General features: G+C 54.1%; 31 protein-coding genes. 10 read left to right on the plus strand and 21 right to left on the minus strand.

Annotated features, from left to right (window positions below; translation table 11 throughout):
- Positions 1–25: 25 nt before the first annotated feature.
- Together GH984_RS03720 and GH984_RS03725 are read right to left on the minus strand one after the other, a co-directional pair.
- Positions 26–265 (minus strand): hypothetical protein, encoded by a 240-nt coding sequence (locus GH984_RS03720; protein ID WP_153718870.1) that lies wholly within the window; start codon positions 263–265, stop codon positions 26–28.
- A 78-nt stretch (positions 266–343) separates the two neighbouring features.
- Positions 344–898, minus strand: a complete 555-nt coding sequence (locus GH984_RS03725; RefSeq protein ID WP_153718871.1) for an invasion associated locus B family protein — start codon at positions 896–898, stop codon at positions 344–346.
- A gap of 69 nt (positions 899–967) precedes the next feature.
- Between GH984_RS03725 and GH984_RS03730 the strand changes: the two genes are divergently transcribed.
- Positions 968–1405 carry an RDD family protein gene (locus GH984_RS03730; protein ID WP_153718872.1) on the plus strand — a complete coding sequence of 146 codons (438 nt, stop codon included), beginning with the start codon at positions 968–970 and terminating at the stop codon, positions 1403–1405.
- On the opposite strand, the gene lptG is transcribed toward GH984_RS03730, so the two are convergent.
- Both lptG and lptF read right to left on the minus strand, forming a co-directional pair.
- The gene (gene lptG / locus GH984_RS03735) at positions 1402–2460 is read right to left on the minus strand and encodes an LPS export ABC transporter permease LptG (protein WP_153718873.1); all 1059 of its coding nucleotides are present in this window, start codon (positions 2458–2460) and stop codon (positions 1402–1404) included. The genes GH984_RS03730 and lptG overlap by 4 nt on opposite strands.
- Positions 2460–3542 carry an LPS export ABC transporter permease LptF gene (lptF, locus tag GH984_RS03740; protein WP_153718874.1) on the minus strand — a complete coding sequence of 361 codons (1083 nt, stop codon included), beginning with the start codon at positions 3540–3542 and terminating at the stop codon, positions 2460–2462. The genes lptG and lptF overlap by 1 nt, the downstream gene beginning before the upstream one ends.
- 68 nt (positions 3543–3610) lie before the next feature.
- Between lptF and GH984_RS03745 the strand changes: the two genes are divergently transcribed.
- Together GH984_RS03745 and GH984_RS03750 are read left to right on the plus strand one after the other, a co-directional pair.
- Positions 3611–4039, plus strand: a complete 429-nt coding sequence (locus GH984_RS03745; protein WP_153718875.1) for a DNA polymerase III subunit chi — start codon at positions 3611–3613, stop codon at positions 4037–4039.
- A 3-nt stretch (positions 4040–4042) separates the two neighbouring features.
- Positions 4043–6838, plus strand: coding sequence for a valine--tRNA ligase (locus GH984_RS03750; RefSeq protein ID WP_153718876.1), 2796 nt, complete (start codon positions 4043–4045; stop codon positions 6836–6838).
- Here the strand turns inward: GH984_RS03750 and GH984_RS03755 are convergent.
- The 10 genes from GH984_RS03755 to ilvN are packed head-to-tail and all read right to left on the minus strand — an operon-like array spanning position 6835 to position 14994.
- The gene (locus GH984_RS03755) at positions 6835–7494 is read right to left on the minus strand and encodes an energy-coupling factor ABC transporter permease (protein WP_153718877.1); all 660 of its coding nucleotides are present in this window, start codon (positions 7492–7494) and stop codon (positions 6835–6837) included. The two genes, GH984_RS03750 and GH984_RS03755, sit on opposite strands and share 4 nt — an antisense overlap.
- A gap of 3 nt (positions 7495–7497) precedes the next feature.
- Positions 7498–8769: a DUF945 family protein gene (locus GH984_RS03760; protein ID WP_153718878.1), complete on the minus strand. Its 1272-nt coding sequence runs from the start codon at positions 8767–8769 to the stop codon at positions 7498–7500.
- Positions 8769–8969 carry a DUF2970 domain-containing protein gene (locus GH984_RS03765; RefSeq protein ID WP_153718879.1) on the minus strand — a complete coding sequence of 67 codons (201 nt, stop codon included), beginning with the start codon at positions 8967–8969 and terminating at the stop codon, positions 8769–8771. The genes GH984_RS03760 and GH984_RS03765 overlap by 1 nt, the downstream gene beginning before the upstream one ends.
- Positions 8966–10219 (minus strand): MFS transporter, encoded by a 1254-nt coding sequence (locus tag GH984_RS03770; protein ID WP_153718880.1) that lies wholly within the window; start codon positions 10217–10219, stop codon positions 8966–8968. Before GH984_RS03770 ends, GH984_RS03765 begins: the two co-directional genes overlap by 4 nt.
- Positions 10216–10680, minus strand: a complete 465-nt coding sequence (rimI, locus tag GH984_RS03775) for a ribosomal protein S18-alanine N-acetyltransferase (RefSeq protein ID WP_172973160.1) — start codon at positions 10678–10680, stop codon at positions 10216–10218. Before rimI ends, GH984_RS03770 begins: the two co-directional genes overlap by 4 nt.
- Complete coding sequence (locus GH984_RS03780) at positions 10677–11078, minus strand: uracil-DNA glycosylase family protein (protein ID WP_153718881.1); 402 nt, start codon at positions 11076–11078, stop codon at positions 10677–10679. The genes rimI and GH984_RS03780 overlap by 4 nt, the downstream gene beginning before the upstream one ends.
- Positions 11079–11091: 13 nt before the next feature.
- Positions 11092–12645, minus strand: a complete 1554-nt coding sequence (locus GH984_RS03785; RefSeq protein ID WP_153718882.1) for a 2-isopropylmalate synthase — start codon at positions 12643–12645, stop codon at positions 11092–11094.
- Positions 12646–12682: 37 nt separating this feature from the next.
- Positions 12683–13453, minus strand: coding sequence for a CDP-diacylglycerol--serine O-phosphatidyltransferase (gene pssA / locus GH984_RS03790; RefSeq protein WP_153718883.1), 771 nt, complete (start codon positions 13451–13453; stop codon positions 12683–12685).
- A 28-nt stretch (positions 13454–13481) separates the two neighbouring features.
- Positions 13482–14498, minus strand: a complete 1017-nt coding sequence (ilvC, locus tag GH984_RS03795; RefSeq protein ID WP_153718884.1) for a ketol-acid reductoisomerase — start codon at positions 14496–14498, stop codon at positions 13482–13484.
- On the minus strand, positions 14479–14994 hold the full coding sequence (ilvN, locus tag GH984_RS03800; protein ID WP_153718885.1) for an acetolactate synthase small subunit: 516 nt from the start codon (positions 14992–14994) through the stop codon (positions 14479–14481). The genes ilvC and ilvN overlap by 20 nt, the downstream gene beginning before the upstream one ends.
- A 138-nt stretch (positions 14995–15132) precedes the next feature.
- Between ilvN and GH984_RS03805 the strand changes: the two genes are divergently transcribed.
- On the plus strand, positions 15133–16866 hold the full coding sequence (locus GH984_RS03805) for a proline--tRNA ligase (protein ID WP_153718886.1): 1734 nt from the start codon (positions 15133–15135) through the stop codon (positions 16864–16866).
- Here the strand turns inward: GH984_RS03805 and trmH are convergent.
- Positions 16788–17474 carry a tRNA (guanosine(18)-2'-O)-methyltransferase TrmH gene (gene trmH / locus GH984_RS03810; RefSeq protein WP_153718887.1) on the minus strand — a complete coding sequence of 229 codons (687 nt, stop codon included), beginning with the start codon at positions 17472–17474 and terminating at the stop codon, positions 16788–16790. The two genes, GH984_RS03805 and trmH, sit on opposite strands and share 79 nt — an antisense overlap.
- 44 nt (positions 17475–17518) lie before the next feature.
- Here trmH and GH984_RS03815 point away from each other — a divergent pair, with 44 nt between their 5' ends.
- On the plus strand, positions 17519–18373 hold the full coding sequence (locus GH984_RS03815; RefSeq protein ID WP_153718888.1) for an SDR family oxidoreductase: 855 nt from the start codon (positions 17519–17521) through the stop codon (positions 18371–18373).
- Here the strand turns inward: GH984_RS03815 and GH984_RS03820 are convergent.
- Together GH984_RS03820 and GH984_RS03825 are read right to left on the minus strand one after the other, a co-directional pair.
- Positions 18339–18710 (minus strand): c-type cytochrome, encoded by a 372-nt coding sequence (locus GH984_RS03820; RefSeq protein WP_253939113.1) that lies wholly within the window; start codon positions 18708–18710, stop codon positions 18339–18341. The genes GH984_RS03815 and GH984_RS03820 overlap by 35 nt on opposite strands.
- The gene (locus tag GH984_RS03825; protein WP_153718889.1) at positions 18707–19039 is read right to left on the minus strand and encodes a c-type cytochrome; all 333 of its coding nucleotides are present in this window, start codon (positions 19037–19039) and stop codon (positions 18707–18709) included. Before GH984_RS03825 ends, GH984_RS03820 begins: the two co-directional genes overlap by 4 nt.
- A 107-nt stretch (positions 19040–19146) precedes the next feature.
- Here GH984_RS03825 and wrbA point away from each other — a divergent pair, with 107 nt between their 5' ends.
- Positions 19147–19752 (plus strand): NAD(P)H:quinone oxidoreductase, encoded by a 606-nt coding sequence (gene wrbA, locus GH984_RS03830; protein ID WP_153718890.1) that lies wholly within the window; start codon positions 19147–19149, stop codon positions 19750–19752.
- Positions 19752–20186, plus strand: a complete 435-nt coding sequence (locus GH984_RS03835) for a DUF2069 domain-containing protein (RefSeq protein ID WP_153718891.1) — start codon at positions 19752–19754, stop codon at positions 20184–20186. The genes wrbA and GH984_RS03835 overlap by 1 nt, the downstream gene beginning before the upstream one ends.
- Here GH984_RS03835 and hda read toward each other — a convergent pair.
- Complete coding sequence (gene hda, locus GH984_RS03840; protein ID WP_153718892.1) at positions 20161–20871, minus strand: DnaA regulatory inactivator Hda; 711 nt, start codon at positions 20869–20871, stop codon at positions 20161–20163. The two genes, GH984_RS03835 and hda, sit on opposite strands and share 26 nt — an antisense overlap.
- On the minus strand, positions 20852–21874 hold the full coding sequence (locus GH984_RS03845) for a DUF2066 domain-containing protein (protein WP_172973161.1): 1023 nt from the start codon (positions 21872–21874) through the stop codon (positions 20852–20854). Before GH984_RS03845 ends, hda begins: the two co-directional genes overlap by 20 nt.
- 66 nt (positions 21875–21940) lie before the next feature.
- On the opposite strand from GH984_RS03845, the gene purM reads away from it, so the two are divergent.
- The 3 genes from purM to GH984_RS03860 are packed head-to-tail and all read left to right on the plus strand — an operon-like array spanning position 21941 to position 24335.
- Positions 21941–22972 (plus strand): phosphoribosylformylglycinamidine cyclo-ligase, encoded by a 1032-nt coding sequence (purM, locus tag GH984_RS03850; RefSeq protein ID WP_153718894.1) that lies wholly within the window; start codon positions 21941–21943, stop codon positions 22970–22972.
- Complete coding sequence (gene purN / locus GH984_RS03855; protein ID WP_153718895.1) at positions 22969–23604, plus strand: phosphoribosylglycinamide formyltransferase; 636 nt, start codon at positions 22969–22971, stop codon at positions 23602–23604. Before purM ends, purN begins: the two co-directional genes overlap by 4 nt.
- Positions 23601–24335, plus strand: a complete 735-nt coding sequence (locus GH984_RS03860; RefSeq protein ID WP_153718896.1) for a DUF3108 domain-containing protein — start codon at positions 23601–23603, stop codon at positions 24333–24335. The genes purN and GH984_RS03860 overlap by 4 nt, the downstream gene beginning before the upstream one ends.
- Here the strand turns inward: GH984_RS03860 and dcd are convergent.
- Positions 24316–24879 (minus strand): dCTP deaminase, encoded by a 564-nt coding sequence (dcd, locus tag GH984_RS03865; RefSeq protein ID WP_153718897.1) that lies wholly within the window; start codon positions 24877–24879, stop codon positions 24316–24318. The two genes, GH984_RS03860 and dcd, sit on opposite strands and share 20 nt — an antisense overlap.
- Before the next feature lie 12 nt (positions 24880–24891).
- Positions 24892–25986 (minus strand): iron-sulfur cluster carrier protein ApbC, encoded by a 1095-nt coding sequence (apbC, locus tag GH984_RS03870; protein WP_153718898.1) that lies wholly within the window; start codon positions 25984–25986, stop codon positions 24892–24894.
- Between the last annotated feature and the right edge of the window lie 76 nt (positions 25987–26062).

Below are 26062 nucleotides of genomic sequence, written 5' to 3' on the forward strand. Positions count from 1 at the left end.
GCTTTTAAGGCTTTTCGAGACCCGCTTATGCGATTTTCTGAAGGATGTTGGCAAGATCTCGACCAGACGTAGGGGGCGGCAGAGGCTTTTTTTCTCTTTGGTAAAGGTCGATAGCCTCATCTACGATTTCGCAGAGGTGTGCAAAAACCTCCTTTTCGTCTGTTCCGTGACAACCTCCATAAATTAACCCTGGGGCACTTCCAACAAAGCATTGGTCTTCTTCAGACCACTCCACAATCTTGGCGTAAAAGGCACTTTCTTTCATTGCTTGGACTCCTGGATTGCCTTTTCTATCGCTCGTATCTCATATTTTTTGGCATCATCCCCAAGGTTGCCAAAAAAATCACTCGCCACTCGTCGGCGGCTGTACGGGCTCGGGCAGCTCGGCTAACGCAAGGCTGCTGCCTTCTAACGAGACTTCAGCCACTAGCGTTTCTTGCTGGCCCATGCCGCGGAACCCAACGCGCATGAGCGTGCCGGCACGAAACTGGGCCAGATGCTCTGGGGCCAACAAGGCGATAACCTGGCAGCCGGATGGATAGCACGTGCTAAACGGCAGTGTGATTTCGTCATTCTCATCAAACTGAACGACCACGCCGGCGCGCAAATCCAAACCAAACGGCATATCTAGCACAATCAGCACCCCTTGCTGATTACGCAGTAAGGTCACCTCAAGCAAGCGCCCGCCGCCCTGATCATTTTGTACATCAAGCCGCTGCACCATACGGCAGGCCCGCGGTGTGGCTTCTATACAAACTAACGTCCAGTCACCATAAGTTTCGGTGGTGGTTTCAACTTCTGGTGCTTCTTGGGCTTGTTGGGCCTGTTGGGCCTGCGCTGTTCCCATCAATAAAAAACCGGCCAGCAAAAAAGCCATGGCTGTTAACACGCGTTTCATAGGGCATAATTCCTGTTGTAGTGATTATGAGGCAAGGATACGACAAACTAGCGCAGGAACCATCCCTAAATGTCATCACCGATTCCCGCAAAGAACAGACCCAGCCTGTTACGCCGATTGCTGGCGATTTTGTATGACGGCATGCTGCTCATCGCCATTTGGATGGCAGCCAGCGCGCTTTGGCTTGCCTTTAGCGGTGGTCAAGCTGCAGCGGCTGGCGATGCGCTCTATCGCCTTTACCTATTAGCAGTGGCCTATGCTTTTTTTGTGGGCTTCTGGCGCCTTGCGGGGCGAACCCTAGGCATGCAGGCATGGCGGCTGCGGGTGATTGACGCAAATGGAAAGCGCATCAGCTTAGTGGCCGCAACCCACCGGTTTGTAACCGCTATTCTTTCTTGGCTGCCACTGGGCGGCGGTTTTTTATGGGCGATGTTCGACAAAGGCGACCTAACGTGGCACGACCGTCTGTCAAAAACCTACCTCTACCTTGAGGAAAAGCGCCGCTAGCGTACGCGTCGCATCGCAATCAGAGCGATGATAAAGAACAAAATAGTTGGCGATAGCGCGCTAACCGGCGCAGGCAGGCCGTAAATAACGCCAGCGTTGTTCAGAAAGCGGTTTAATAAGAAAAAACTAAGCCCAATGATCACGCCTAAAAAGATTTTTTGCCCAACGCCAGCGCTGCGCTGAGAGCCAAATACCAACGGCACGGTCAGCAACAACATCACGATGGTTGCCAACGGGGTCGATAGCTTGACCCAAAATGCTAAGCGGTATTCCTCGCTGTCTAACTCATTGACTTCTAGGTAACGGATATATCGCAGCAGCTCGGTAACCGCCAGTGTGGCCGCATCGACCACCACCACTTCAAGCATGTCTGGATTCAGCTCACCACCAATCGCAGCGCTTGCCTGCTCACTGACCATCACTTGATCATCTAAAAAGGCGGTTATTGTGGCGGGCGATAGCACCCAGCGCCCAGCGGTGTACTCAGCCAGCGGCGCTGCAATTACGCGGGCAAGGCGATTGCCAGCCAACTCATAAGCCACAACGCCTTCGATAACATCAGATCTGAGCGCACGCTCACCATGCAAAAAGTAGTCTCCATCTCTCACCCAAAAGCCACCGCCGCCCGCATCAACAGAACGCCCAAAGGCTTCTGCCTGCACCGCCTGTGCTAAACGAACCGCCGGCGGCGCAAACCACTCACCAATCGCTGCCGCTAACAGCGCGAGTAATAAACCGGCATACACCACAGAGCGTGCAATTTGTGCAACCGACATACCCACTGCGCGCATAACTACCAACTCGCTACGTGCCGCTAGGGCACCTAAGCTAACTAACGCCCCAATGAGTGTTGCCATCGGAAATGCCTCGTAGGCACGATGCACCATTTGCAAGCTCACATAGAGTAGCGCGGTACCCAAGCCATAATCGGCCTGCCCAATGTCACCCGCCTCATCAATAAACTCAAAAACAAAATTAAGGCACAACAGGATGAACAGACCCGCAAGCGCGCCGCTCAGCACTGTGGCCATGATGTAGCGATCTAATCGAGACATTAGCGAGTTGCTCGCTGTCGTATGACTTGAAAACGCCGTTGCAAAAAGAGCAACGCCAAACCAATGGCCACTGCATGTACCCAATAAAGGCCCAGCCAAGCTGGCGTGGCGCCCGCAATCATCCAGTCTTGCGCGGCGTAGAGCAGATTGAAGTAGATCATAAATAAAATAACAGCCACAACAACGCGACCGTATCGCCCGCTTCGCGGATCCGTCTTAGCCAGCGGAAGCGCCGTGAGCGCAAGCACGACAATCATGAAGGGCAAAGACAAACGCCATTGAAGTTCTGCGTTATGCACCAAACTGCGATCGAGCAGCAGTAGCTGAAGCGGTACGGCATCTCGGCCAATACCGGGCTGCACAGGGCTTGGCTCTGAAATCCTAACCCCATGTTCGGCATAGCGCATAATCTCCCATGCACCCTCACCCGGCACGCCGCGGTAGCGAAAGCCCTCCTTCACCACCAAAAACTCACCACTCCCAAGCCCGTCGATCACGCGGCGCCCGCCGTTGGCAACCAGAATCTCTCGGCCATCCGGTGTTTTGCGTTCAGCAAAGATGGCATCCATACCACCCCCCTCGTCTACCGCTGCCACATACACCGTGGCATCAGAGCCTAGCCGCGTGAACTGGCCCGCCTGAACCCCCAAAAATCGCGCCTCTTGCTGCGCATTCGCTCGCACCACATCCGACTGACGCTCCGCGGCAGGACCCACCGATAAAGACAAGGCGCCGACGGCGATGGCAAGCGGTATCGCCAATGCAAAAATGCCCCGGTAAACATGAAATGGACTGACCCCGCAGCCAGCCATCGCACTCATCTCTGAGTCGCGATAAAGACGACCGAGCGCTAACACAACGCCCAAAAAGAAACTGCCCGGCAGTACCACCGATAGATTAGCGGCAGCTTTAAGCCCTAACATCAGGAAAATGACATCAGGCGGAATATCACCGCGCGCAGCATCTGCCATAAATTGCACTAGCCGATTTGTGAGCAACACAACGACAAGCACAATGGTCACAGCAGCCCATGCGAGCATGACCTCACGTAATAAATATCGAGTTAATCGACTCAGCCCCACGACATCAGCCCTATGCCTGCGGTAATCTTTAACATTAGACCATCACTTTAACAGTTGCGGAGCCGAAAGTGCCGCGCATCGATTTTTACATTCTTGCTGCTGATACAACTGAGGCGAGAACTCATTTTTGCTGCCGGCTGGCTACCAAAGCCTGGCGCGATGGGCATCGTGTGTTTATCAGAACAGACTCTGAGGCTACGGCTGACGCCATCGATGCGCTGTTATGGACCGCCCAACCGAGCAGTTTTATCCCGCATGGGCGACAATCTCACGACGGAGAAACCCCGATCGTGATTGATACAGCGCCCCAACCCGGTGACTTACTGATTAATTTGGCACAGGATATGCCAGAGGACTGGCAGCAGCGCCAACGTATTGCCGAAATTATTACGGCTAACCCTGAAATAAGAGACGCAGGGCGCCAGCGCTACCGTGAATATCACCGTGCTGGTAAAAAACCACACACTCATGACATTGCAGATCAGGAGCACGCATAGACCATGCAGAAGACGTATGACCCCAGCCGCATTGAGCCCTATTGGTATGAGCGTTGGGAGCACAATGGCTATTTTGAGCCAAGCGGCCAGGGCACGCCTTACTGCATCATGATTCCCCCGCCTAATGTGACCGGCACCTTGCACATGGGCCATGCGTTTCAAGACACCTTAATGGATATCCTGATTCGCTTTCATCGAATGCGCGGTCACAACACGTTTTGGCAGCCGGGCACCGATCATGCCGGCATCGCAACCCAACTGGTGGTTGAACGGCAACTCAACGCGGCTGGCAAAGACCGCCTTGAGATGGGGCGCGAGGCGTTTGTAGAAAAAATTTGGGAATGGAAAGACAAGTCGGGCGGTACGATTCAAAACCAGATGCGCCGACTCGGGGCATCGGTCGACTGGTCGCGAGAGCGCTTCACAATGGACGAGGGGCTTTCAACCGCCGTTCGCGAGGTTTTTGTGCGGCTGCATGAAGAGGGGCTTATTTATCGCGGACAGCGTCTGGTTAACTGGGATCCTGTGCTCGAAACCGCCGTGTCTGACCTAGAAGTGGAGTCAACAGAAGAGCAAGGATCCATTTGGCGTTTGCGCTACCCACTGGCTGACAGTGATGAGTCGTTGGTTGTTGCCACGACGCGCCCTGAAACAATGCTTGGCGATACGGCCGTTGCCGTTCATCCTAACGACCCTCGCTATGCGCATTTAATCGGCAAAAAAGTCAAACTACCGCTCGTTGGCCGGGAAATTCCCATTGTTGCCGATGAGTATGTTGACATGGAATTTGGCACGGGCTGCCTGAAAATTACGCCAGCCCACGATTTTAACGACTATGAGGTTGGCCAACGGCATGGCTGTGAGCCAATCAATATTTTCACCGGCCAAGCCACCATTAACGAAAACGCACCCGCTGCCTATCAGGGGCTTGATCGATTTGAGGCGCGTGAACGCATTGTTGCTGATTTAAAAGCGGCAGGCCTGCTCGATGGCATCGACCCACATAAGCTGATGGTGCCGCGCTGTGAGCGAACCGGGGCCATTGTAGAGCCCTACCTAACGCATCAATGGTTTGTTGATCTGACGCGTAAAACCCAGCCCGATGGCCGCCCGGGTGGATGGACGGAAATTACCGACCCCGCCATACAGGCCGTGCGCCAAGGACAAATCCAATTCACGCCTGAAAATTGGACTAAAACCTACTACAACTGGCTTGAGGACATTCAAGACTGGTGCATCAGTCGGCAGCTGTGGTGGGGCCATCGCATTCCCGCTTGGTATGACAATAATGGCCAGGTTTATGTGGGTCGTAGCGAAGCAGAGGTGCGCAAGAAGCATGGATTACCTGATACCCATTCGCTACAGCAAGACCCTGATGTACTCGATACTTGGTTTTCTTCGGCACTGTGGCCATTTTCAACACTGGGCTGGCCAGAAAACACCCAAGAGCTAAGCACTTTCTACCCCACTAATGTGCTGGTAACCGGTTTCGATATTATTTTCTTTTGGGTTGCCCGAATGATCATGATGGGCCTGAAATTTGGCGGCGAGGTGCCGTTTAAAGAGGTCTATATTCATGGCTTAGTGCGCGATTCAGAAGGCGCCAAAATGTCTAAATCGAAGGGCAATGTCCTTGATCCAATTGACATTATCGATGGCATTGATCTTGAGTCACTCGTGCAAAAGCGCACCACAGGGCTTATGCAACCGCAGCGGGCCCCCGCCATCGAAAAGCAAACACGCAAAGCATTTACTAATGGGATTTCTCCGCATGGCACCGATGCCCTGCGCTTTACCTTTGCCAGCCTAGCAACCACCGGCAGAGATGTGGTGTTTGATATGGGCCGGGTTGATGGTTATCGCAACTTCTGCAATAAGCTCTGGAATGCGGCCCGCTATGTGCTACTGAACACTGAAGAGCAAGACTGTGGCGCCAATGACGAAGCGGTCATGCTTGGCAGTGCAGATCGGTGGATTATCTCCCGCCTGCAGACAACAGAAAAAACGGTCATAGAGGCGCTTGAAACCTATCGTATGGATTTAGCGGCCCAAGCCATTTATGAATTTCTTTGGGATGAATACTGTGACTGGTACCTCGAGCTTTGCAAGCCGGTACTCCAACAGGATACGGACGCCAAACGGCAGCGCGGCACGCGCCGTACCTTAGTTCGCGTGCTCGAGGCCGTTTTGCGCCTTGCCCATCCGTTCATGCCCTTTATTACCGAGGAGATCTGGCAGCGTATTGCACCGCTAGCCGGCATTGATAGCCCTACGATCATGCACCAGCGCTATCCCATTCCAGCAGCTGAGCTTGAAGACCAAACAGCCGAGGCAGAGATTGAATGGGTGCAGCGTTTTATTCTCGGGTTACGACGGATTCGTGGAGAAATGGACATCCCCCCCGGCCGCGCACTGCCTGTGCTCTTAAAAAATGCCTCTCCAAAGGATCTTGAGCGGCTTGAGCAGCATCGCGTTGCGCTTGATTTCTTAGGCCGCCTTGAGTCGGTTGATGTGCTTGATGCCAACGCCGACACCCCAGAATCAGCACTCGCTCTTATTGGCGAGCTTGAGCTGCGCGTACCCATTGCCGGACTAATCGATAAAGCGGCTGAACTTGAAAGACTGAGCCGTGAGCAAAGCAAGCTCGAATCTGAACTTAAGCGCATTCAGGGTAAGCTGCAAAACGAGGCGTTTGTCAGCAAGGCACCGGCCGAGGTGGTTACACGAGAGCGCGAAAAATTAGCGGATATTGAAGATGCCCTAACACGGGTGGCAGAGCAGCAGCAAAAGATGGCTTAACGCAGATACTCTGCATCGTCAAAAGTACGCACCCAATGCGGCTGCCAAACAGCAAGGGCGGTCATGACCGCCCCGTTGATGAAACCTTCGGGAAATAGCATTAGAGGCAGTAGCGCTAAATAGTCTTCCCAAATGACCCAGCCGGGATGAACATCAAAGCTCCATAACAGCGCGGCAGACACTAAAATGGGCGCGGCCAGCGCAAGCATACCGCCTAAAAAACCACTCCCTAAGAAGAACACAAACGGGTTCAAAGGTAGCCAGCGGCGTAATTGATGATGTGCCTGATAGGCCACCCACACTGGCAAGGCAATCAACAACAAACCATGCACACCGGCAAGCGCCAATGCGCTATTGCCCGACACAATATTAATTGCCAATGCACCCGCGAATGCCAAGATAGCCAGCGCAGGACCAAAGATCAGTACCAATGATGCGGTGCCTAGCAAATGCAAAACCAGACCATCACGAACACCAATCTGCATGCTCCAAAGAAACGCAACTAAGGCGATGGCAGCAAACCAAACCGGCACTAATCCATTATCTTTAAGCGCACGCCACCCAGCAAACCAACCGGCCCACAAAAGCACCGCCGCAAACCCAAGCAGCCCGGCCAGCTGCAACCATAACGGCAAACCACTTGCAGGTAAGCTCACGACTTAGCCCCAGGGTTCTCCATGCACCAACACCTCGCCATCTTGCAGACGAATGTTAAGTTCAAGCCGGTCATCCTGCGCGCGTAACACGCCAAATGCCCGCATTTGCGCCAACCAAACGCCCAGTTCACGCGGCAGACTATTTGCCAACGCCTGATCAAGGCCAACGTTCATTTCAAAATCCATGGCCTCAAGCATGGCAAAGCTCATCAAGCCGGCTCTAAGCAGATCCGCCATCTCGGGTTTAATCACTAACTCGGCATCTGCTGATAACCGCCGTTGCGGGCCGGCCGCCAACTCTCCTTCCGTTAAATAAAGGGTAACTCCCTGAGCAATCGCATCGGCAAGTAAGCGCTCGTAGGGTGCATCATCACCCAATTGTTCCGCTTGATTAGCCAGCTCTAATAACGGCTCAACCAGTAGCCCTTCAGATCGCAACGTTGCCGAACCGCGAATGGGATCCATGCCCATGGAAGTTAATGATTCAAAGCTGAGTGTAAATCGACTATCAATGCGATCTTGTTCATTCACATCAGTTCGACCGGCCAAGGCAATAGCCTCTATTGCAAAAGACTCAGCTTCATCAACGTTGGCGTTAAGGCGGGCAATGTCTAAACCAAAATCGCCATCCCACACCCCTAAGCTGGTATCACCAGCAATCAATTTTGCATTGAGCTGCCCACGTGCTTGCCCCATCTCGATAACATCAGGCGTGCTGAGCGAGCGCATTGCCAGCCCACCCCAATCCATGTCAACGCGAACGCTCTCACCGGTATGCGTCATCTGCCCATCAATTTGCAGCGGCTGAAGGTTGAGCTGAACATCAGGCTCAACATCTAAAACGCCACTGAGCGCATCCATCATCACAACAAATTCGACATCCTCTGTGCCGTAGCGCCCATTAAATCGAATGGTGTCGTCGCCACCACCCAGCTGCTCCATCACTTCGCGCGTACGGCCGCGAGGAATGGCATGCCCCTCAAACCGCGCCCCGGCAAAGCCGTGCTGCATCTCTTGCACCACATCAAAGTCGAGCATGGGGTTTTGCAGCGAGTAGCGCGTGACCACTGACGAGGAATACAAACCGCGATCATATTGGGTGATCTCAATTTGGCCGCTCAGCTCGGGGTTTGCATCTAAACGCTGATTCATATCTTCAATACCGGATCGATAGGCCATTTCAGCCATACTGCCGGTAAAAACAGGAATGCCCGCAACGCCGCCGCCAATAATCAGCACTAAAAGCCCTAAACCCCAACGCAATCCCTGTTTCATCACAAACTCCTTAAGACAAGCTGCACAATCACCACCAAAATCAATACAAAAGCGGCGGTAAAAACTAACCCGGCAATAATAAAAGTGCCCGCACTGCCTTGAGAGAAATCACGCTGTCGTGCGGCTTCTGTCTGTACGCCAAAGGCGGCGGCCAATGTGCTTTTAATCACCTGCCAGGTGGTGAGTTTCTTTTCTGTCATGTAGTGGCTCCTTGACTTTCTACGCGCATTAAAACGATTGCACCCGCAACAAACATCAATATCAGCGCGAGCATCGAGTAACGCACATCGCCAAACCAAACGCCAAAAAGACCGAACAACGGAGGCCCAATTAGCGCGGCGAATTTACCTAATAAATTGTAAAACCCAAAAAACTCACCAGCACGATGCGCTGGGATGAGTTTTGCATAATAAGATCGGCTGAGTGACTGAACGCCGCCCTGCACTAAACCCACTAAGGCAGCAATGGCATAAAACTCCCAGGGCGCCTGAATAAAGGCGCCCCAAATGCAGATGATTAAGTATACTCCGATACCCAGCAGAATTCCGTTCCGTGCGCCAATTCTCGCCCCTAACCAACCCATGGCAATGGCCGCCGGAAACCCAACAAACTGCGTAATCAGCAACGCCACAATTAATGATTCCTGCGCAAAGCCTAGCGAGCGACCGTAGGCCACCGCCATGCGAATGGTCGTTCCCAGCGCGTCGATATAAAGCCAATACGCCAACAAAAACACCCATACCTCACGATACTGGCGAATGTGCTTAAGGGTTTCCCGTAGCTGCTTTACCCCGCCCGCAAGCGCAGACTCACCAGCGGTTTGGCGAACGGGCTCCGTCACATTAACTGCCAATGGCAGACTGAACACCGCCCACCAAACACCCGTTACCACAAAGCTCAGCAAAACGGCATCCGCCGCTGATGCCAAACCGAGCCAAGCCGGATTAAGTACCGCAACAACACAACCTAGGTATAAAAGTCCGCCGCCCAAATAACCCAAACCAAAGCCTAAACCTGATAAGGCATCCCATTCTGCGCGTGGCGCAACGTGCACTAATAAAGCGTCATAGAAGATGTTGCCGGCTAAAAACCCGAGGCTCGCCAACACAAACAACACCGCCGCCAGCTGCCAGTTACCCGGGCCCACGGCTGACAAGCTAATCGTTGCTAACACGCCTAAGGCGGTAAACCCCAACAACAGCCGCTTATGCGCTCCCAACCGATCGGCAATGGAGCCAGCTAATGGCGCGATAAAAATAATTAATAGGCTCGCAGCGGCATTCGCCCAACCCAAGCGTAAATTAGCAATAGACGCCGAAACACCCTGGCTCCAGAAGTCTTGAAACATCAATGGGAAAAAGCCTGCCAGCACAACGGTGGCAAAAGCCGAATTAGCCCAGTCATAAAACGCCCAAGACCGGGCACCATGCCGGGTGCCCTGCGCGTTCATCGCCGCCCCATCGGGGCCGTTTCACGAACGTCATAACGCATCAGCAGGGCATCCTCACGACCATCATCGCACGGGTAATAATCAGGCCGGCGCCCTACTTTGCGAAAACCCTCTGTCCGATATAGATGCACAGCCGGAAAATTGCTGGGTCGGACTTCCAAGTAAACCGACTCCGCCCCTAGCCGATCAGCTCGCTCAACAGCACGACGCAATAAAGATCGCCCTAACCCGTTATTTTGCCAATCTGGATGTACGGCGAGATTTAAGACATGCGCTTCACCGGGCCCCATCGAAAGAACAAAATGCCCAACAATCTCGTCTTCGGCCAACTCAACCCAACACTCGTAACCCATCCTTAAGCAGTCGTTAAAGATCTTTCGAGTCCATGGAAACAGATACGCACCCGCCTCAACCGCAGCCACCCGGTCGAGATCAGTCAGTCGCATGGGGCGCAAACTCATGCAACCTCCTGTAACGCTCGACGAAGCCGACGCAAATCCTCCCAAACGCGCGCTTTAGCCAGTGGCGCACGCAGTAGTTCGGCCGGTGTTTTTGTGACTAAGACAATAGGACCTTGGCCCTGCAGCGATGCAGCGGCTTGTTCACCTAAAACAAGCCAAACGGGCGAGGGCGGTGTCTGCGCAAGCGCTTTTTCTGTAGAAGTGGCAATCTGCACATCAGCGCCTACAGTCAAACCAATAGCGGCGAGCATTGCGTCTAACAACTTAGCCTCTGGCCCTTTTAACACTCCGTCTGAGATAACTTGTAGTGGCACAGGCGCCGGCGCCATTTGCCGCTGCCAACGCGTAATCCCCATGGCATCTAAAGCGGCCTGCTGACTGTGGCTAAGCCCTTGCATGCTCTTGCGCGCGTTACACGCCCTCCGCCTGTGGGTGAGTGCGCTCGCCCGTGTTACGCAGGCGATTGAGGGCATTGAGATAAGCCTTGGCAGAGGCAATCACAATATCTGTATCGGCGCCTTGCCCGTTAACCACACGACCACCGCGCTCCAACCGAACGGTAACTTCACCCTGTGCATCGGTACCCGAAGTAATATTATTGACCGAGTACAGCAGAAGTTCAGCGCGCACGCCAAGAATACCGTCAATGGCCTTAAAAGCTGCATCAACCGGGCCATCGCCAGCGGCAGAATTCTGCTGCTCGTTACCGTCCACTAGCAAGGTGAGATCGGCAACCGGTGTCTCGCCTGTTTCAGAACAGCAACGAAAGGCCACCAATGTAACGGCCTGATCCTCTTCCAACGCCACAGCGGCTTCGGTGGCAAGCGCCTGCAGGTCTTCATCAAAGATTTCATGCTTTTTATCAGCCAGCTCTTTAAAGCGCTGAAACGCTTCATTAAGCTGCCCGGCACTATCAAACCGAATGCCAAGCTCCTCGCAACGAGCCCGAAAGGCATTTCGCCCCGAGTGCTTACCCAACACCATCCGATTGGTGCCCCAGCCCACATCTTCGGCACGCATAATTTCATAGGTCTCACGGTGTTTAAGCACACCATCTTGATGAATGCCAGACTCATGCGCAAAGGCGTTTACACCCACAATTGCTTTATTGGGCTGCACCTGAAAGCCGGTGATATTAGCCACAAGACGAGAGGTGGGAAGAAGCTCTTTAGCCTCAATGCGGGTATCACAAGGAAATTCGTCCTGACGGGTACGCACCGCCATCACAATTTCTTCAAGCGCGGCATTACCGGCGCGCTCGCCTAAGCCGTTTATCGTGCACTCAATCTGCCGCACTCCCTCACCAAACGCCGCCAGAGAGTTAGCCACTGCCAACCCAAGGTCGTTATGGCAGTGTGCTGACCATACCGCACGGTGCGCATTTGGAATTCGCTGCAACAGATCTTTAATTAGGCCAGCAAATTGCTCGGGCAAGTTATAACCGACCGTATCGGGGATATTAATCGTGGTGGCGCCAGCATCAATTGCCGCTTCAATAATCCGACACAAAAAGTCGGGCTCGGAGCGGCCCGCATCTTCTGGCGAAAACTCGACGTCGTCGCACAAATTACGGGCTCGAGACACTGCTGCCACCGCACGCTCAACCACCTGATCCGGCGTCAGCTGAAGCTTTTTTTCCATGTGTACAGGCGAGGTGGCAATAAACGTATGAATCCGCCCCGCTGCGGCGGGCGCCACGGCCTCTCCTGCCCGATCAATATCGGCTTCGTTTGCACGCGCAAGGCCACAGACTCGTGAGTCACGAATCGTTTCGGCAACAGCACGCACCGATTCAAAATCACCGCGGCTTGCTGCCGGAAAACCGGCTTCAATGATATCCACACGCAGTCGCTCTAAGGCGCGGGCAATGCGCACTTTTTCTTCGCGCGTCATCGACGCACCTGGGCTCTGCTCGCCATCGCGAAGCGTGGTATCAAAGATGATCAAATGATCGCCGCTACTCATGCGTACTCCTCCAGGAGAGAAAACCGATAACTTTATTCTACCCTGCCTGCCGTCGTTTGCGGCGGTGTCGCCGCCGAATAACCGTAAATATGGGGCCAGACAGCAAATACCCCAACGCCAGCAAAAATAAAACCGTAGGCGGGTGCACCGACATTAATGCCACCGCCAACACGCCCAGCACCATAAAAACAAAGGGTACGCGATAGCGAAAATCGACATCCTTAAAGCTTTCATAGCGCACATTGCTAACCATTAAGATGGCCGCCACTAACGTAATTGCCAACGCCGGCAACCCCGCAGGCCATCCGCCAAAATCGAGCTGATCGCCCGCCCACACCATACCGGCTAACGCAGCAGCGGCAGCTGGACTAGGCAACCCCTGAAAATGGCGCTTATCGGCTGTGCCTGCTTGTGCGTTAAACCGGGCCAAGCGTAATCCAGCGCAAGCGGCATAAATAAATGCCCCCAACCAGCCGAATTTGCCCCAAAAAACGCCAAGTGCCGATAAATCCTCTAACGCCCAAAGGTAAACCACTAACGCGGGGGCTAGGCCAAACGACACCATGTCAGCCAAGCTATCGTATTGAACACCAAAGTCACTTTGGGTATTGGTCAGCCGCGCGACACGCCCATCAAGGCCATCCATCACCATTGCCACAAAAATGGCGATGGCCGCTGTGTCATAGGCACCGCTTTGTGCAGCAACAACCGCATAGAACCCAAAAAACAGGGCCAGCGTCGTAATAAAATTGGGCAGGAAATAAATACCCCGCCGCGGAGGGCGGGGTTTTGGCGTTTGTTCACTCATCAGTGAAACATCACAGCCGGCATCGCAATTAGTTGCGATCCCGGTCTACGAGCTGGTTGGCTTTAATCCACGGCATCATGCCACGCAGACGTGCGCCCACTTCCTCAATTTGATGTGCCTGTGCCTGCCGACGCATCGCCTTAAGGCGTGGCGCATTGGCCTGGTTTTCCAGCACAAATTCTTTGGCAAATTCGCCATTTTGAATTTCTTTGAGGATTTCACGCATTGCTTGACGCGACTCGTCGTTAATAACGCGTGGACCGCGTGTAAAGTCGCCATATTCCGCTGTGTTACTGATGGAGTAACGCATATTGGCAATGCCGCCCTCGTAAAGCAGATCAACAATCAGCTTGGTTTCATGCAGCACTTCAAAGTACGCCATTTCTGGCGCATAGCCTGCCTCAACCAATGTCTCAAAACCTGCTTCAATCAGCGCGGTAATACCACCGCAAAGCACTGTCTGCTCACCGAACAGGTCAGTCTCTGTTTCTTCGCGGAAGCTAGTTTCAATCACGCCCGAGCGCGCACCACCATTGGCTGCTGCATAAGACAGCGCCACATCGCGCGCACGCCCAGTGGCGTCCTGATGCACAGCAATTAGACTGGGCACACCACCACCTTCAACATAGGTGGAACGCACTAAATGCCCAGGCCCTTTCGGTGCAATCATGATCACATCCATGTCTGGACGCGGCTCAATTTGCTGGTAGTGAATGTTGAAACCGTGGGCAAACGCAATGGCACCACCCTCACGAAGGTTAGGCTCTACATGCTCACGATACACGGCCGCCTGATTCTCATCAGGCAATGTCAGCATGACCAGATCTGCCATGGCAACGGCCTGACCCACCTCGGCCACCTCAAGGCCCGCGCCTTTTGCCTTCTCAGCACTGGCTGAGCCAGCACGCAATCCAACCACAACCGATACACCTGATTCTTTCAGGTTGTTGGCATGCGCATGCCCCTGCGAGCCATAGCCCAAAATGGCAACCTTCATCCCTTGGATGATGGATAGATCGGCGTCTTTATCGTAATAAACCTTCATGACTCCCCTCAATTAACTGATCGCCACGCGCGATCCCTATAACGCCCGAACGCACCACTTCCATTGGAGTGCTCGATTCGAGCAGCGCAAGAAATGCATCGAGCTTGCTACCCCGTCCAATCACCTCGATGGTGTAGGTGGTTGCGGTAACATCTACCACTCGTGCATCGAAAATATCCGCAAGGCGCTTAAACTCCTCGCGGGACTCTGTTGAAACCGCCTCTACCTTGACCAGCATGAGCTCTCGCTCAATATGCGTTGCCTCGGTAATGTCTACCACTTTCACCACATCAAGCAGTTTATTGAGCTGTTTTAAAATTTGCTCAACAATGCGCTCATCACCCTGGGTAACCAGAGTCATGCGTGAAAGCGTCGCATCATCAGTCGGCGCGACCGTCAGCGAATCAATATTATACCCACGCGCAGTAAATAGCCCAGCGATTCTGGACAATGCGCCGAACTCGTTTTCGACTAAAATGGAAATTATATGTCGCATGGCCCCTTTCGCCCGGCACCCGATTTATCAAGCGCTCAAAGCTAGCGCGCGCACTTCGGCGCGTCAAGGACTGTGCGCTGGTCTCAGGGTCCGCTACCCTATAATACAGTTTTTACAAAAGCGACAGGAACCACACTGATGCGAGCATCGCAATTTCCCTTGTTCACCAACAAGGAGACCCCCGCTGACGCCGAAATCGCCAGCCATCAGCTCATGCTAAAGGCCGGGCTCATCGCACGGCTGGGCTCAGGTCTTTATACCTGGCAGCCACTCGGTTTGCGGGTGCTACGCCGCGTTGAGCAAGTGGTACGTGAGGAAATGGATGCCATCGGTGGGCTTGAAGTATTAATGCCTGCCGTACAACCGGCTGAGCTGTGGGAAGAGTCTGGCCGTTGGTCACTGTACGGCGCAGAGCTACTGCGCTTAAAAGACCGCCATGACCGCGACTTTTGCATTGGACCCACCCACGAAGAGGTCATTACCGATTTCCTGCGTCGAGAGCTAAGAAGCTATCGGCAGCTGCCGCTGACGTTTTACCAAATTCAAACTAAATTTCGCGATGAACGCCGGCCGCGCTTTGGCGTGATGCGTTCACGCGAGTTTGTCATGAAAGATGCCTACTCCTTTCATTTAGACCAGCCCTCATTACAGGCCACCTACGATGCGATGCAGCAGGCCTATATCCGCATTTTTGAGCGGCTTGGGCTACGTTTTCGTGCCGTTGGTGCCGATAGTGGTGCCATTGGTGGCAGTGTTTCAGAAGAATTTATGGTGCTTGCCGATTCTGGCGAAGATGAGATTGCCAGCTGCAGCCAGTGTCAGTATGCGGCCAACACCGAACTCGCCACGAGCCGTCTCGCCACACCACAAAGCCCCGTTGCTCCAGCGCCAGCTGCCGAAGAGCCTACACCGGGTATTCACACCGTGGCCGAGCAGTGCAAGGTACTCGGTATTGAGCCTGCGCAGGTGCTAAAAAGTGTGGTGGTTATGGCAGATGACTCACCGGCAGTGCTATTTGTGGCTGGCGATGACGAGCTTAACCTGATTAAAGCGGCCAAGGTGCTTAACGCAGATGAGGTTCGCCTAGCCGAGCCCGAAGAAGCACTGCAGGCCACCGGTGTGCCACGTGGCTTTATTGGCCCCATTGGTTTACCAGACGGGTTACGCCAATGGGTTGATACCCGGGCAGCCACGCTGATCAACTTCTCAACCGGCGCAGGGCGACAAGATTACCACTGGGTAAACCTGAACTGGGGTCGAGATGTTGCGCTACCCAAACAAGCCGATCTGCGCACCGTGAAAGCAGGTGAAGGCTGCCCACGCTGTAATCAGGGCCAACTTGAAATCCATCGGGGCATTGAGGTGGGTCATATCTTTCAGCTGGGCACCAAGTACAGCGAAGCAATGAATGCCCGCGTGCTTGATGAAGATGGCAAGCAACAACCACTGATTATGGGTTGTTATGGGATTGGGGTGAGCCGGGTAGTGGCTGCCGCCATTGAGCAGAACCATGATGAACAGGGCATTATTTGGCCCGCCCCGCTTGCACCGTTTGATGTTGCCCTGATCAGCATTGGCGATGACCGCTCAGCAGCGGTATCTGAGGCAGCAACCCAACTTCATGATCAGCTGCAGTCAGCTGGTCTTTCGGTTCTTTGGGATAACCGCGATGCCCGCCCTGGCGTGAAATTTGCCGATATGGAGCTAATCGGCATCCCGCATCGCGTGGTGATTGGGGAGCGCGGCTTAAAAAACGGCACCCTGGAATACCGCGGTCGATGTGATAGCGAGAATCAAGACCTACCCGTTGATGAGGTGCTTGGCGTGTTGCTAGAAAAAATTGGATCTCCATCTTCGTCTAAGGCCGGATAAGGGGCCCCACGTTCGTTCAAATGTTTTGCCAGCCGCGGGTGCAGCCACTCAAATAAAATGCGCTCATAGTCTTGAGCGCTTATGCGCGGCGCATCATACAGCCCCGCCGCTGAACGCTGGCGCTGCGCCTCAAATAAAATAACGGCAGCCGCTACCGACACGTTAAGCGATTCTACAAAACCTGCCATGGGAATGATGATGTGCTGATCAACCGCGGCAGCCGCAGCCTCACTCACCCCCCAAAGCTCTGCGCCTAACAAAATCGAGCACGGTCGAATGTAATCGACGGCTCGAAAATCAACCGCTGAACTCGATAAATGCGCCGCATAAACGGCAACACCCTGCGCTTGCTGTGCCGCAATTGCCGCTTCAATGTCAGCGTAGGCGGTTAAATCAACCCACTCCCCAGCGCCCGCGGCGTAATGCTGATGCACCGACACAGACCGCCCTTTCTGCACGGCATGCACGCCATAAGCCCCCACTGCATCACAGGTTCGTATAATCGCACTTAAATTATGCGGCTTATGCACATGATCCAAAATAACGCTTAAATCAGGCTGCCGCCGATTTAACACAGCCCGACAGCGGGCTAATCTCTGTGCGCTCAATACCCTATCCTCATCCCCTTGGCAGCCGGTATTCTAAGGGCAAGATGAAAAAACGCATACTCATTGCAGGCTGCGGCCGTATTGGCCAACGCCTGGGCAAAGCACTGGCTCAACAAGGCCATAGCGTTTTTGGATTGCGGCGAACCGCTGCCGCTTTGCCCAAAAACATTCAACTGATTCAGGCCGATTTACTTCAACCTGACTCGCTTCGCATGGTCGTGCCTGAACAGATTGATCAGATTTTCTACATTCTGACCCCTAGCGACTACACTGATGCCGGTTATGCCGCGGCCTATGTTGAAGGGCTAGCCAACCTGCTCAACCTGATGCAAATACGCAATACACGCCTACCCAGGGTGATATTTGTTTCAAGCACCAGTGTGTATGGGCAAAGCGCCGGAGAATGGGTAACTGAAAACAGCCCCACCCAACCTGAGCGCTTCTCCGGCCAGCGATTGCTGCAAGCCGAGCAACTAGCCAACGACTATACCGGTGAATTTATCAGCATTCGGTTTTCGGGCATTTATGGACCAGGGCGAGAACGGCTTATCGAAAAAGTCAAAGCGGGAGCAACCTGCCAGGCAACACCGCCTCTGTACACCAATCGCATACACGAAACCGACTGCGTCGGCATCCTGATGCATATTGGTAACTTGGCTCATCCTGAAGACTGTTATCTGGCCAGTGATCACGACCCCGCTACACAATGCGAGGTTATGCAATGGCTGGCGCAGACATTAGGCGCCCCAGCCCCCACCCCAGTTAGCGGGGCACAATCAGGACGACGCTGCGATAGTAGCCGCCTGCAACGCAGCGGCTACCAATGGGTCTATCCTGATTTTCGTTGCGGTTATGAGCGCTTAATTAACGGCGACTGCGCTCTCGACGAACGATACTAAGCGCCGGATCCTGAGCTGCGTAAAACGCGGCCAAATCACGAATGTCTTCATCGCTCAAACCCTGCGCCTGACCATTCATGATTGCATTGACCCGATCGCCACTGCGGTAGGCCTCAAGCGCATACACTAGGTAATCGGCATGCTGCCCCGCTAAAATCGGCCAAGCCGGGTTATCTGACACCCCATTGGCGTTATGACACGCAATGCAAGCCTGAGATTTGTCACGACCCGCATCGACATCGCCAATTGGCTGTGCAAACGCCGTACCAACCGCTAAACCGACCATTGCCGCGATACCGACAAACCAGCGTTGATTCATTTTATGCTGCCCACTCATCGATTTGCTCCGGCCGACTCAAAATATGCAGCGATATCCTGAATATCCTGCTCACTTAACGTAGCCGCCAATGCACGCATGGTTGGATGCTGCCGATCACCTGATTGATAGGCCCGCAGCGCATCAGCGATATAGGCGGCATGCTGGCCACCGAGCAATGGCACCCGAAACGACGGGTAGGCATTGCGATATCCATCTACACCATGACAGCCAAGGCAGGTATAAGCCTTGATCCGCCCTGCTTCAATCTCCCCTTCTGCGATGGCAAGAAATGGCATTCCTGCCAGCGCCAACACGGTCACTAGTGCCGCAATTCTGAAACGTTTCATGTTGCTCCTCTGGGTCGGCCATCGCCCGACAAATTCGCCGATATAATTCCATGGATCGACGATGCGGTAAAGTTGACATCGATCAATTTTGGCGAGGATGATTAAGAATGGCCAGCGAAATCTTGATTCTTTACTACACCCGCCATGGAGCAACACACGCCATGGCGCGGCAAATTGCGCATGGCGTCGAGCAGATTGATGGGGCAAGCGCGCTTCTTCGTACTGTGCCCACCGTTTCAACGGTAGATGAAGCGGTTGCACCCTCAGTGCCTGAATCTGGTGCACCCTATGTCACGCTAGAAGAGCTGGCGCAGTGCAATGGGCTCATTCTTGGCAGCCCCACACGCTTTGGCAATATGGCAGCACCACTTAAGTACTTCCTTGACCAAACCGCCGGGCTTTGGATGAGTGGCGCGCTTAATGGCAAGCCGGCAGGCGTATTTACCTCAACTGCCAGCCTGCATGGCGGCCAAGAAACTACGTTACTAAGCATGATGCTGCCGCTTTTACACCATGGAATGTATCTGGTTGGGCTGCCCTATCCCGATAGCGCGCTTGCCGAAACGCAAACTGGCGGCACACCCTACGGTGCCAGTCATTGGGCCGGCAGCGAAGCAACACGTGAAGTGGATGAAACCGAAGCTGCGCTATGCCGTTTGCTAGGCGAGCGCGTGGCGCGTGCAGCAACTCAATTACAGCGGGCGCATAACTGATGAGCAACCCGAATGCTTCGCTTGAAACGGACACCCACGTTGCAAATTCCATCGCCTATCGGGTGGCGTTGGGCTGCTATGTTGGGCTGATTGCCTTGTTGCTGCTTTGGTACCTATGGCTTGCGCCACCACCGCCGGCCTTACGAACACCGATGCTGCTGATCATGCTCCTGCCGTTACTACTGGGCTTACGTGGCGTTCTCCATCGCCGGCGCTACACACTGCAGTGGACTGGCATGCTCAGCCTGTTGTATTTCGTCTACGGCATAATGGCCGCCACCGGCCCTGAAACCACAGCTTGGCTTGGCAGCCTAGAAATGATTCTCGCGCTCACTTACCTGTGCGCAACGATGTTGCTTTTACGCCGCGGCAAAAAAGCCCATAAAGCGGCAAAAACTCCACCGAGTCCTAACGAGCCAACACCTCACGAATAAACGGCACGGTTAAGCGACGCGCCTGCTCTAGCGATGCCGCATCGAGCCGATCAAGCATTGTAATTAAGTGCCTTAGCGCACGCGCTTCATGCCGTAGCAGATAATCTGCACTTGCCCCGGGTAGCTCAAGGCCCCGCAAGCGTGCTTGATGCATGAGAATGGCGCGCCGACGCTCATCATCAGGCGGGGGCAGCCGATAACGCAACAACCCCTGCAGGCGTGAAACCAAGTCGGGCAGGCTAATGCCCAGCGTCTCCGGTGCGCCGGTTGCGGCCACCAGTAGCGCACCACCCCGATCACGTAGCCGATTAAAGCAATGGAATATCGCCTCTTCCCATTCTGAGTTGCCTGCAATCACCTCCAGCCCATCCAGCGCCACCAGGCCAAGCGCCTCAAGGCCCTCCAAACAGCCGGCAGAGCGATTAACACGCTCTTTGAGTGGCAGGTAAGCCGCCGTATCTCCATGGCGACCCACCACTTCACAGGCCGCTTGTAGCAGATGGCTTTTGCCGCTTTCTGGTGCACCGGAAAGATAAAAAGACGCTCGCGGTGCGGCGCCAAGGCTGGCAATTTGCGCCACCACCTGCTCGTTGCCTAGGGCAACAAAAGACGCCAAGGTGGCACCGGGGTCACGTCGAAAATCTAGGGCTAACTGCGTGCGCAAATCAGCGGAGTCGGTAGTCATCACCTTCCGCCGTTAGTTGCGGATCGCGCTCTAACGTTTCACGCACGCGTGCAGGATCCAATGATAAGGCCAGTGAAAAGCGCGCCTGCTCTCCCGCTACCTCCATAGGCTGAATTTGCGCCACCCCATCAACATCGCTCAAGCGGCTTACCGCACGCTGATAGTCAGCCAATGAGGTCACGTTAGTGATCGCAATTTCTAACCGCTGATGTGCCTCTAAATCGGGGCGATAGACAAAATCATCGCGCATTAATCGATTGAGCGTTATGAGAGCATCGGCACCCCGATCTTGCCAGCGCTGAATGACCATCGTCTCGTCGAGTAACGTCCAGCGAATAGCGGCCTGCTGAGGGTCTTCATCCGCTTGAATAACGCCAAGCAAAATCCGCTCAGCCCCGTAACGATCAGAAGCCTCACGAATCGGGTCATGAAAGCCCAGCACAACATCTGCCGCGCTCATGGCATTGCGATCTTCTAAATCTAACAAAGGAAAAATCAGCCGCATGCCCAACGCATCACTTTGCTTCTGCAGAGCCTCAAACCACGCGGGTGTCTGCTCAGCGGCAATCAACTCGCGCCGCGCGCCCTGCTGCTCCGCTAACCACACCAAAACCAAAGGCCGTCGCTCGGGCCACACCCGCATCCCACGTTCAACCAGCGCACGCCGCAGCGCCGGCCTATCTAAACGCAAGGCAAGCCATAACGACTCATCATCGTCTTCGGTCAGGTAGCTAAAATTCAGCACGTACCGCTCGGCATCTGCCGCAATGACCTCTGCCAAGGGGCTTTCGGCCATTCCTTGCAAGCCGGTCAGATGCATTAACACAGCGCCAATGGCGGTTTGAGTGGCCGACTGTCTTTCGGCATCGCTGGTATCGGCAACGGCAACCTCTACCCGATCTTGCTGTATTTTGACCTCGGCAAGCGTGGCACTGCCCCAGCTAATGCCGATTAACAGCACGATCCAGATGCCTCTACGGGCAAAATCCATCACTCTATTCATTGCCTTAAGGTACCATGAGTGCATCGAAGTGATGACCTGATAACCGAATTTTTGGAGTAGCCACTTTTGAGTGAATCTTCCCAACCACAGGGCCTAACTTACCGCGATGCTGGTGTTGATATTGACGCCGGCAGCGCATTAATTGAGCGTATTCGTGACGATGTTGCAACCACGCGCCGGCCCGAGATGCTGGGCGGGCTTGGCGGGTTTGGCGGGCTTTTTGAACTGCCGATTAACCGCTATCAGCGCCCCGTGCTTGTCTCCGGTACCGATGGGGTTGGCACCAAACTTAAACTCGCCATAGAAACCGGCCGGCACGACAGTGTGGGTATAGATTTGGTGGCCATGTGCGTCAATGATGTCATCGTTACCGGCGCTGAGCCGTTGTTTTTTCTCGATTATTACGCCACCGGCAAACTCGATGTTGAGGTGGCGGCCTCGGTGATTCGCGGCATTGCTGAAGGCTGCAAACAAGCGGGGGCTGGGCTCATTGGTGGAGAAACCGCAGAAATGCCGGGCCTGTACACAGATGGAGACTACGACTTAGCGGGCTTCTGCGTTGGGGTTGTTGAGCATGCCGCCATTATTAATGGGCAATCTATTCAACCCGGCGATCAGCTGATTGGGCTTGCGTCTTCGGGTGTGCATTCCAACGGATTTTCTTTAGTGCGCCGTGTACTTGCCCAATGCGAAAATCCTGAGGCGATAGAACTTGATGGTAAACCGCTAATCGACGCCCTGATGCAGCCCACGCGTATTTACGTGAGTGCGCTACTCAGCCTTATCGAACAAGTACCGGTGCGCGGGCTGTGTCATGTAACCGGCGGCGGGTTGCCCGAGAATCTACCCCGCATACTGCCTGATTCACTCGAAGCACAAATCGATCATGCCAGCTGGCAATGGCCTGCTGTCTTTCAATGGCTACAAAAAGAGGGGCAGATCGAAACAGCAGAAATGCAACGTACCTTTAACTGCGGCGTTGGTATGGTGGCCATTGTTCCATCACACGCGGTTGAAACGGCATTAGCTTGCTTAGAGGCCGCGGGAGAAACAGCCTGGGTGCTCGGTCAGGTGGGCCGCAAAGGCGATGCTGCATGAGCAGCCCGGCCTACGGCATTGCCGTTTTAATTTCCGGCAATGGCAGCAACTTACAAGCCATTATCGATGCTACCCACAATGGGAGCATTCAGGGCCAAGTCAGCGCGGTTATTAGCAATAAAAAAGAGGCTTTTGGGCTGGAACGCGCCCGCAAGGCTGGCATTGCGCAGGCTGTGTTATCGGGCGATGATGCCATCGCTGCCTATTTACAGGATCTTGCCCCACAATTGATTGTTTTGGCCGGCTATATGCGGGTACTTGGCGCGGCATTCACCCATCAATTTGCCGGACGGCTAATTAACATTCACCCTTCGCTACTACCGGCCTATCGAGGTTTAAATACGCATGCTCGCGCGTTGGCGGCGGGCGACACAACGCACGGCTGTAGCGTACATTTTGTAACGCCAGAGCTTGATGCCGGCCCGGTGATTGCTCAGTCCACAGTTCCGATCCAACCGCATGACACCTCTGAGTCTTTGCAATCTCGGGTGCAAGCGGCCGAACATCGGTTGTATCCGCAGGTAGTGGCCTGGCTGGCCGCAGGGCGAGTTGAATTGAAAGAAGATCAGGTCTGGTTCGATCAATCTCCGCTGCACGCTCCGCTGCAAGTGCCTGCGCCGCATACCGTATGAAGTTTGTATTATTTATTTTGCTAACTGGCCTGCTCGGCGCCACTCAAGCGGCTCAGCCAATTGATTTACCGGAATTTGAGGCGCAATACCTTGTGCGCAAGGGCGGCATTAATGTGGGAGCGGCAACGCTGCGCTATACGCCGGTTGAGCCCAATGGCTATCGCTACAGCTTATATACCCGGGCGCGCGGCATCACACGGCTTTTTATCAACACAGAAATTCGGGAAATTAGCCAAGGGCGCATCGAAGACGGGGGCTTTAAGCCAGAATACTACCGCTACGACCGCAAAGGAGACTCTCGGGCGGGTGTCAGTGAGCTATTTTTTGATCGTTACTCTATGACCGTTACTAACGATGTTGCCGACTGGCCATGGAAAATGGACATCACCAACAACACGATCGACCGGGTGACTGGCCCACTACAGGTCATGCATGATTTGCATCATCGACAAGCCGGTGACACCCAATTTAGCTATAAAATTGCCGATGGTGGGCGATTGAAAACCTGGGAAGTCACCATTGAGGGTACAGAAACCGTACAAACGCCCATGGGCCAATACGAAACCATACGCGTGCGACGGCAAGACACCACCACCGGGCGAGAAACCCACCTCTGGGCCGCACCTGCGCTGCGCTATTTGGCGGTTCAGGCAGAACAATGGGATGCAGACACCCGCCGATTCCGCCTGGTTCTCAGCGATTTAACCGGCCTTACGGCCGAGGAAGAGTAACGCCGCGCTGCCCCATGTACTTGCCAGCTCGGTCTTTGTAAGACGCCTCACATACCTCATCAGACTCCAAAAAGAGCATTTGCGCGACGCCCTCGTTGGCATAAATTTTGGCTGGCAGAGTCGTTGTATTTGAAAATTCGAGCGTGACATGTCCTTCCCACTCTGGCTCAAGCGGTGTGACATTTACGATGATGCCGCAACGAGCATAGGTGGATTTACCCAAACAAATGGTCAGCACATTGCGCGGAATACGGAAATATTCCACGGTGCTAGCCAGTGCAAAGCTATTGGGCGGGATGATGCAGACATCGGCCTGCACATCAATAAAGCTCGACTCATCAAAATTTTTCGGATCAACAACGGCCGAATTGATATTGGTAAAAATTTTAAACTGATCGGCACACCGCACATCATAGCCATAGCTTGATGTACCATACGAAATAGCACGGCCCGCCTTACCATCTCGCACCTGCCCCGGCTCAAAGGGCTCAATCATGCCCTGGCCCGCCATTTCCCGAATCCAGCGATCCGATTTAATGCTCATCCTACTGCCTCTTTACTGATCATCGATCACAATTTTAGGGAACCGGCTTGCACCCGCCGGGTCGAGTTGCGAAAGCAACGCCGCGGTGCGCCGCGCTGCCTCTCGGTACATTTCAGCCGCACGCGAGTCAGGATCTGATACCACCGTAGGCCGCCCTGCATCCGCCTGCTCTCGAATAGAAATATCTAATGGCATCGAACCAATTAGCTCCACACCCTCTTGATCGGCCAAGCGCTGCCCACCACCAGCGCCAAAAATATGCTCCTCATGCCCACACTGAGAGCAGCAATGAATGCTCATATTCTCAAGAATACCTAAAACGGGCACTTTCACCTTTTCGAACATTTTGACACCCTTGCGCGCATCTAGTGTGGCGATGTCCTGCGGGGTAGTGATCACCACGGCTCCGGCCACCGGCACTTTTTGTGACAGGGTGAGCTGAATATCGCCTGTGCCCGGTGGCATGTCGATAATCAAATAATCCAAGGCCTCCCAGCGCGTTTCGTTCAGCAACTGCGTAAGGGCTTGCGTTACCATCGGGCCACGCCACACCATCGGCGTGTCTTCTTCAATCAGAAAACCGATCGACATAACTTGCACGCCATAATTATCAAGCGGCGTAATCGTTTTACCATCTGGGCTATCTGGCTTTTTACCAGACACCCCCATCATGCGAGGCTGGCTTGGGCCATAAATATCAGCATCCAAAATACCAACACGCGCGCCCTCTTGCGCTAATGCGAGCGCTAAATTGACTGCACTTGTCGACTTACCAACACCACCTTTGGCCGATGCCACGGCAACAATGTTGCGAATGTTCTCAAGTGGTTTTAGCGCGCCCTGCACTTGTCGGGCTGATACCTGCCAGTCGACCGTAACCGCGGCATTTTCGATACCGCAACGTTGTGCTAGCTCAGTCTGCACGGCGGCAATTAAAGCAGGACGATACCGATCAACAGGAAAACCCAATCGCAACGCCACGCTGACTTGCTCACCACTAACCTCGATGGACTCCACTGCCCCGGCGCTAACCAAGTCTGTGCCTAAGCTTGGCTCTGTCCACTCTGCCAGTGCGGCCTCAACTGTTTCACGCGTGATTGCTGCCATGCCTGACCCCCTTCGACTGTCATAACATCCATTGGATAAGCGCTGCAGTCTACCCGCGCGCCGCGTAACAGAAAAC

Source organism: Spiribacter salilacus (genome assembly GCF_009649225.1).
GTDB lineage: Bacteria > Pseudomonadota > Gammaproteobacteria > Nitrococcales > Nitrococcaceae > Spiribacter > Spiribacter salilacus.

Excerpts from the sequence above, each read along its gene's own strand:
- GH984_RS03720 (WP_153718870.1), bottom strand. The coding sequence starts at position 265 with ATGAAAGAAAGTGCCTTTTACGCCAAGATTGTGGAGTGGTCTGAAGAA.
- GH984_RS03725 (WP_153718871.1), bottom strand. The coding sequence starts at position 898 with ATGAAACGCGTGTTAACAGCCATGGCTTTTTTGCTGGCCGGTTTTTTA.
- GH984_RS03730 (WP_153718872.1), top strand. The coding sequence starts at position 968 with ATGTCATCACCGATTCCCGCAAAGAACAGACCCAGCCTGTTACGCCGA.
- lptG (WP_153718873.1), bottom strand. The coding sequence starts at position 2,460 with ATGTCTCGATTAGATCGCTACATCATGGCCACAGTGCTGAGCGGCGCG.
- GH984_RS03750 (WP_153718876.1), top strand. The coding sequence starts at position 4,043 with ATGCAGAAGACGTATGACCCCAGCCGCATTGAGCCCTATTGGTATGAG.
- GH984_RS03760 (WP_153718878.1), bottom strand. The coding sequence starts at position 8,769 with ATGAAACAGGGATTGCGTTGGGGTTTAGGGCTTTTAGTGCTGATTATT.
- GH984_RS03765 (WP_153718879.1), bottom strand. The coding sequence starts at position 8,969 with ATGACAGAAAAGAAACTCACCACCTGGCAGGTGATTAAAAGCACATTG.
- GH984_RS03770 (WP_153718880.1), bottom strand. The coding sequence starts at position 10,219 with ATGAACGCGCAGGGCACCCGGCATGGTGCCCGGTCTTGGGCGTTTTAT.
- rimI (WP_172973160.1), bottom strand. The coding sequence starts at position 10,680 with ATGAGTTTGCGCCCCATGCGACTGACTGATCTCGACCGGGTGGCTGCG.
- GH984_RS03780 (WP_153718881.1), bottom strand. The coding sequence starts at position 11,078 with ATGCAAGGGCTTAGCCACAGTCAGCAGGCCGCTTTAGATGCCATGGGG.
- GH984_RS03785 (WP_153718882.1), bottom strand. The coding sequence starts at position 12,645 with ATGAGTAGCGGCGATCATTTGATCATCTTTGATACCACGCTTCGCGAT.
- pssA (WP_153718883.1), bottom strand. The coding sequence starts at position 13,453 with ATGAGTGAACAAACGCCAAAACCCCGCCCTCCGCGGCGGGGTATTTAT.
- ilvC (WP_153718884.1), bottom strand. The coding sequence starts at position 14,498 with ATGAAGGTTTATTACGATAAAGACGCCGATCTATCCATCATCCAAGGG.
- ilvN (WP_153718885.1), bottom strand. The coding sequence starts at position 14,994 with ATGCGACATATAATTTCCATTTTAGTCGAAAACGAGTTCGGCGCATTG.
- GH984_RS03805 (WP_153718886.1), top strand. The coding sequence starts at position 15,133 with ATGCGAGCATCGCAATTTCCCTTGTTCACCAACAAGGAGACCCCCGCT.
- GH984_RS03815 (WP_153718888.1), top strand. The coding sequence starts at position 17,519 with ATGAAAAAACGCATACTCATTGCAGGCTGCGGCCGTATTGGCCAACGC.
- GH984_RS03820 (WP_253939113.1), bottom strand. The coding sequence starts at position 18,710 with ATGAGTGGGCAGCATAAAATGAATCAACGCTGGTTTGTCGGTATCGCG.
- GH984_RS03825 (WP_153718889.1), bottom strand. The coding sequence starts at position 19,039 with ATGAAACGTTTCAGAATTGCGGCACTAGTGACCGTGTTGGCGCTGGCA.
- wrbA (WP_153718890.1), top strand. The coding sequence starts at position 19,147 with ATGGCCAGCGAAATCTTGATTCTTTACTACACCCGCCATGGAGCAACA.
- GH984_RS03835 (WP_153718891.1), top strand. The coding sequence starts at position 19,752 with ATGAGCAACCCGAATGCTTCGCTTGAAACGGACACCCACGTTGCAAAT.
- hda (WP_153718892.1), bottom strand. The coding sequence starts at position 20,871 with ATGACTACCGACTCCGCTGATTTGCGCACGCAGTTAGCCCTAGATTTT.
- GH984_RS03845 (WP_172973161.1), bottom strand. The coding sequence starts at position 21,874 with ATGAATAGAGTGATGGATTTTGCCCGTAGAGGCATCTGGATCGTGCTG.
- purN (WP_153718895.1), top strand. The coding sequence starts at position 22,969 with ATGAGCAGCCCGGCCTACGGCATTGCCGTTTTAATTTCCGGCAATGGC.
- GH984_RS03860 (WP_153718896.1), top strand. The coding sequence starts at position 23,601 with ATGAAGTTTGTATTATTTATTTTGCTAACTGGCCTGCTCGGCGCCACT.
- dcd (WP_153718897.1), bottom strand. The coding sequence starts at position 24,879 with ATGAGCATTAAATCGGATCGCTGGATTCGGGAAATGGCGGGCCAGGGC.
- apbC (WP_153718898.1), bottom strand. The coding sequence starts at position 25,986 with ATGGCAGCAATCACGCGTGAAACAGTTGAGGCCGCACTGGCAGAGTGG.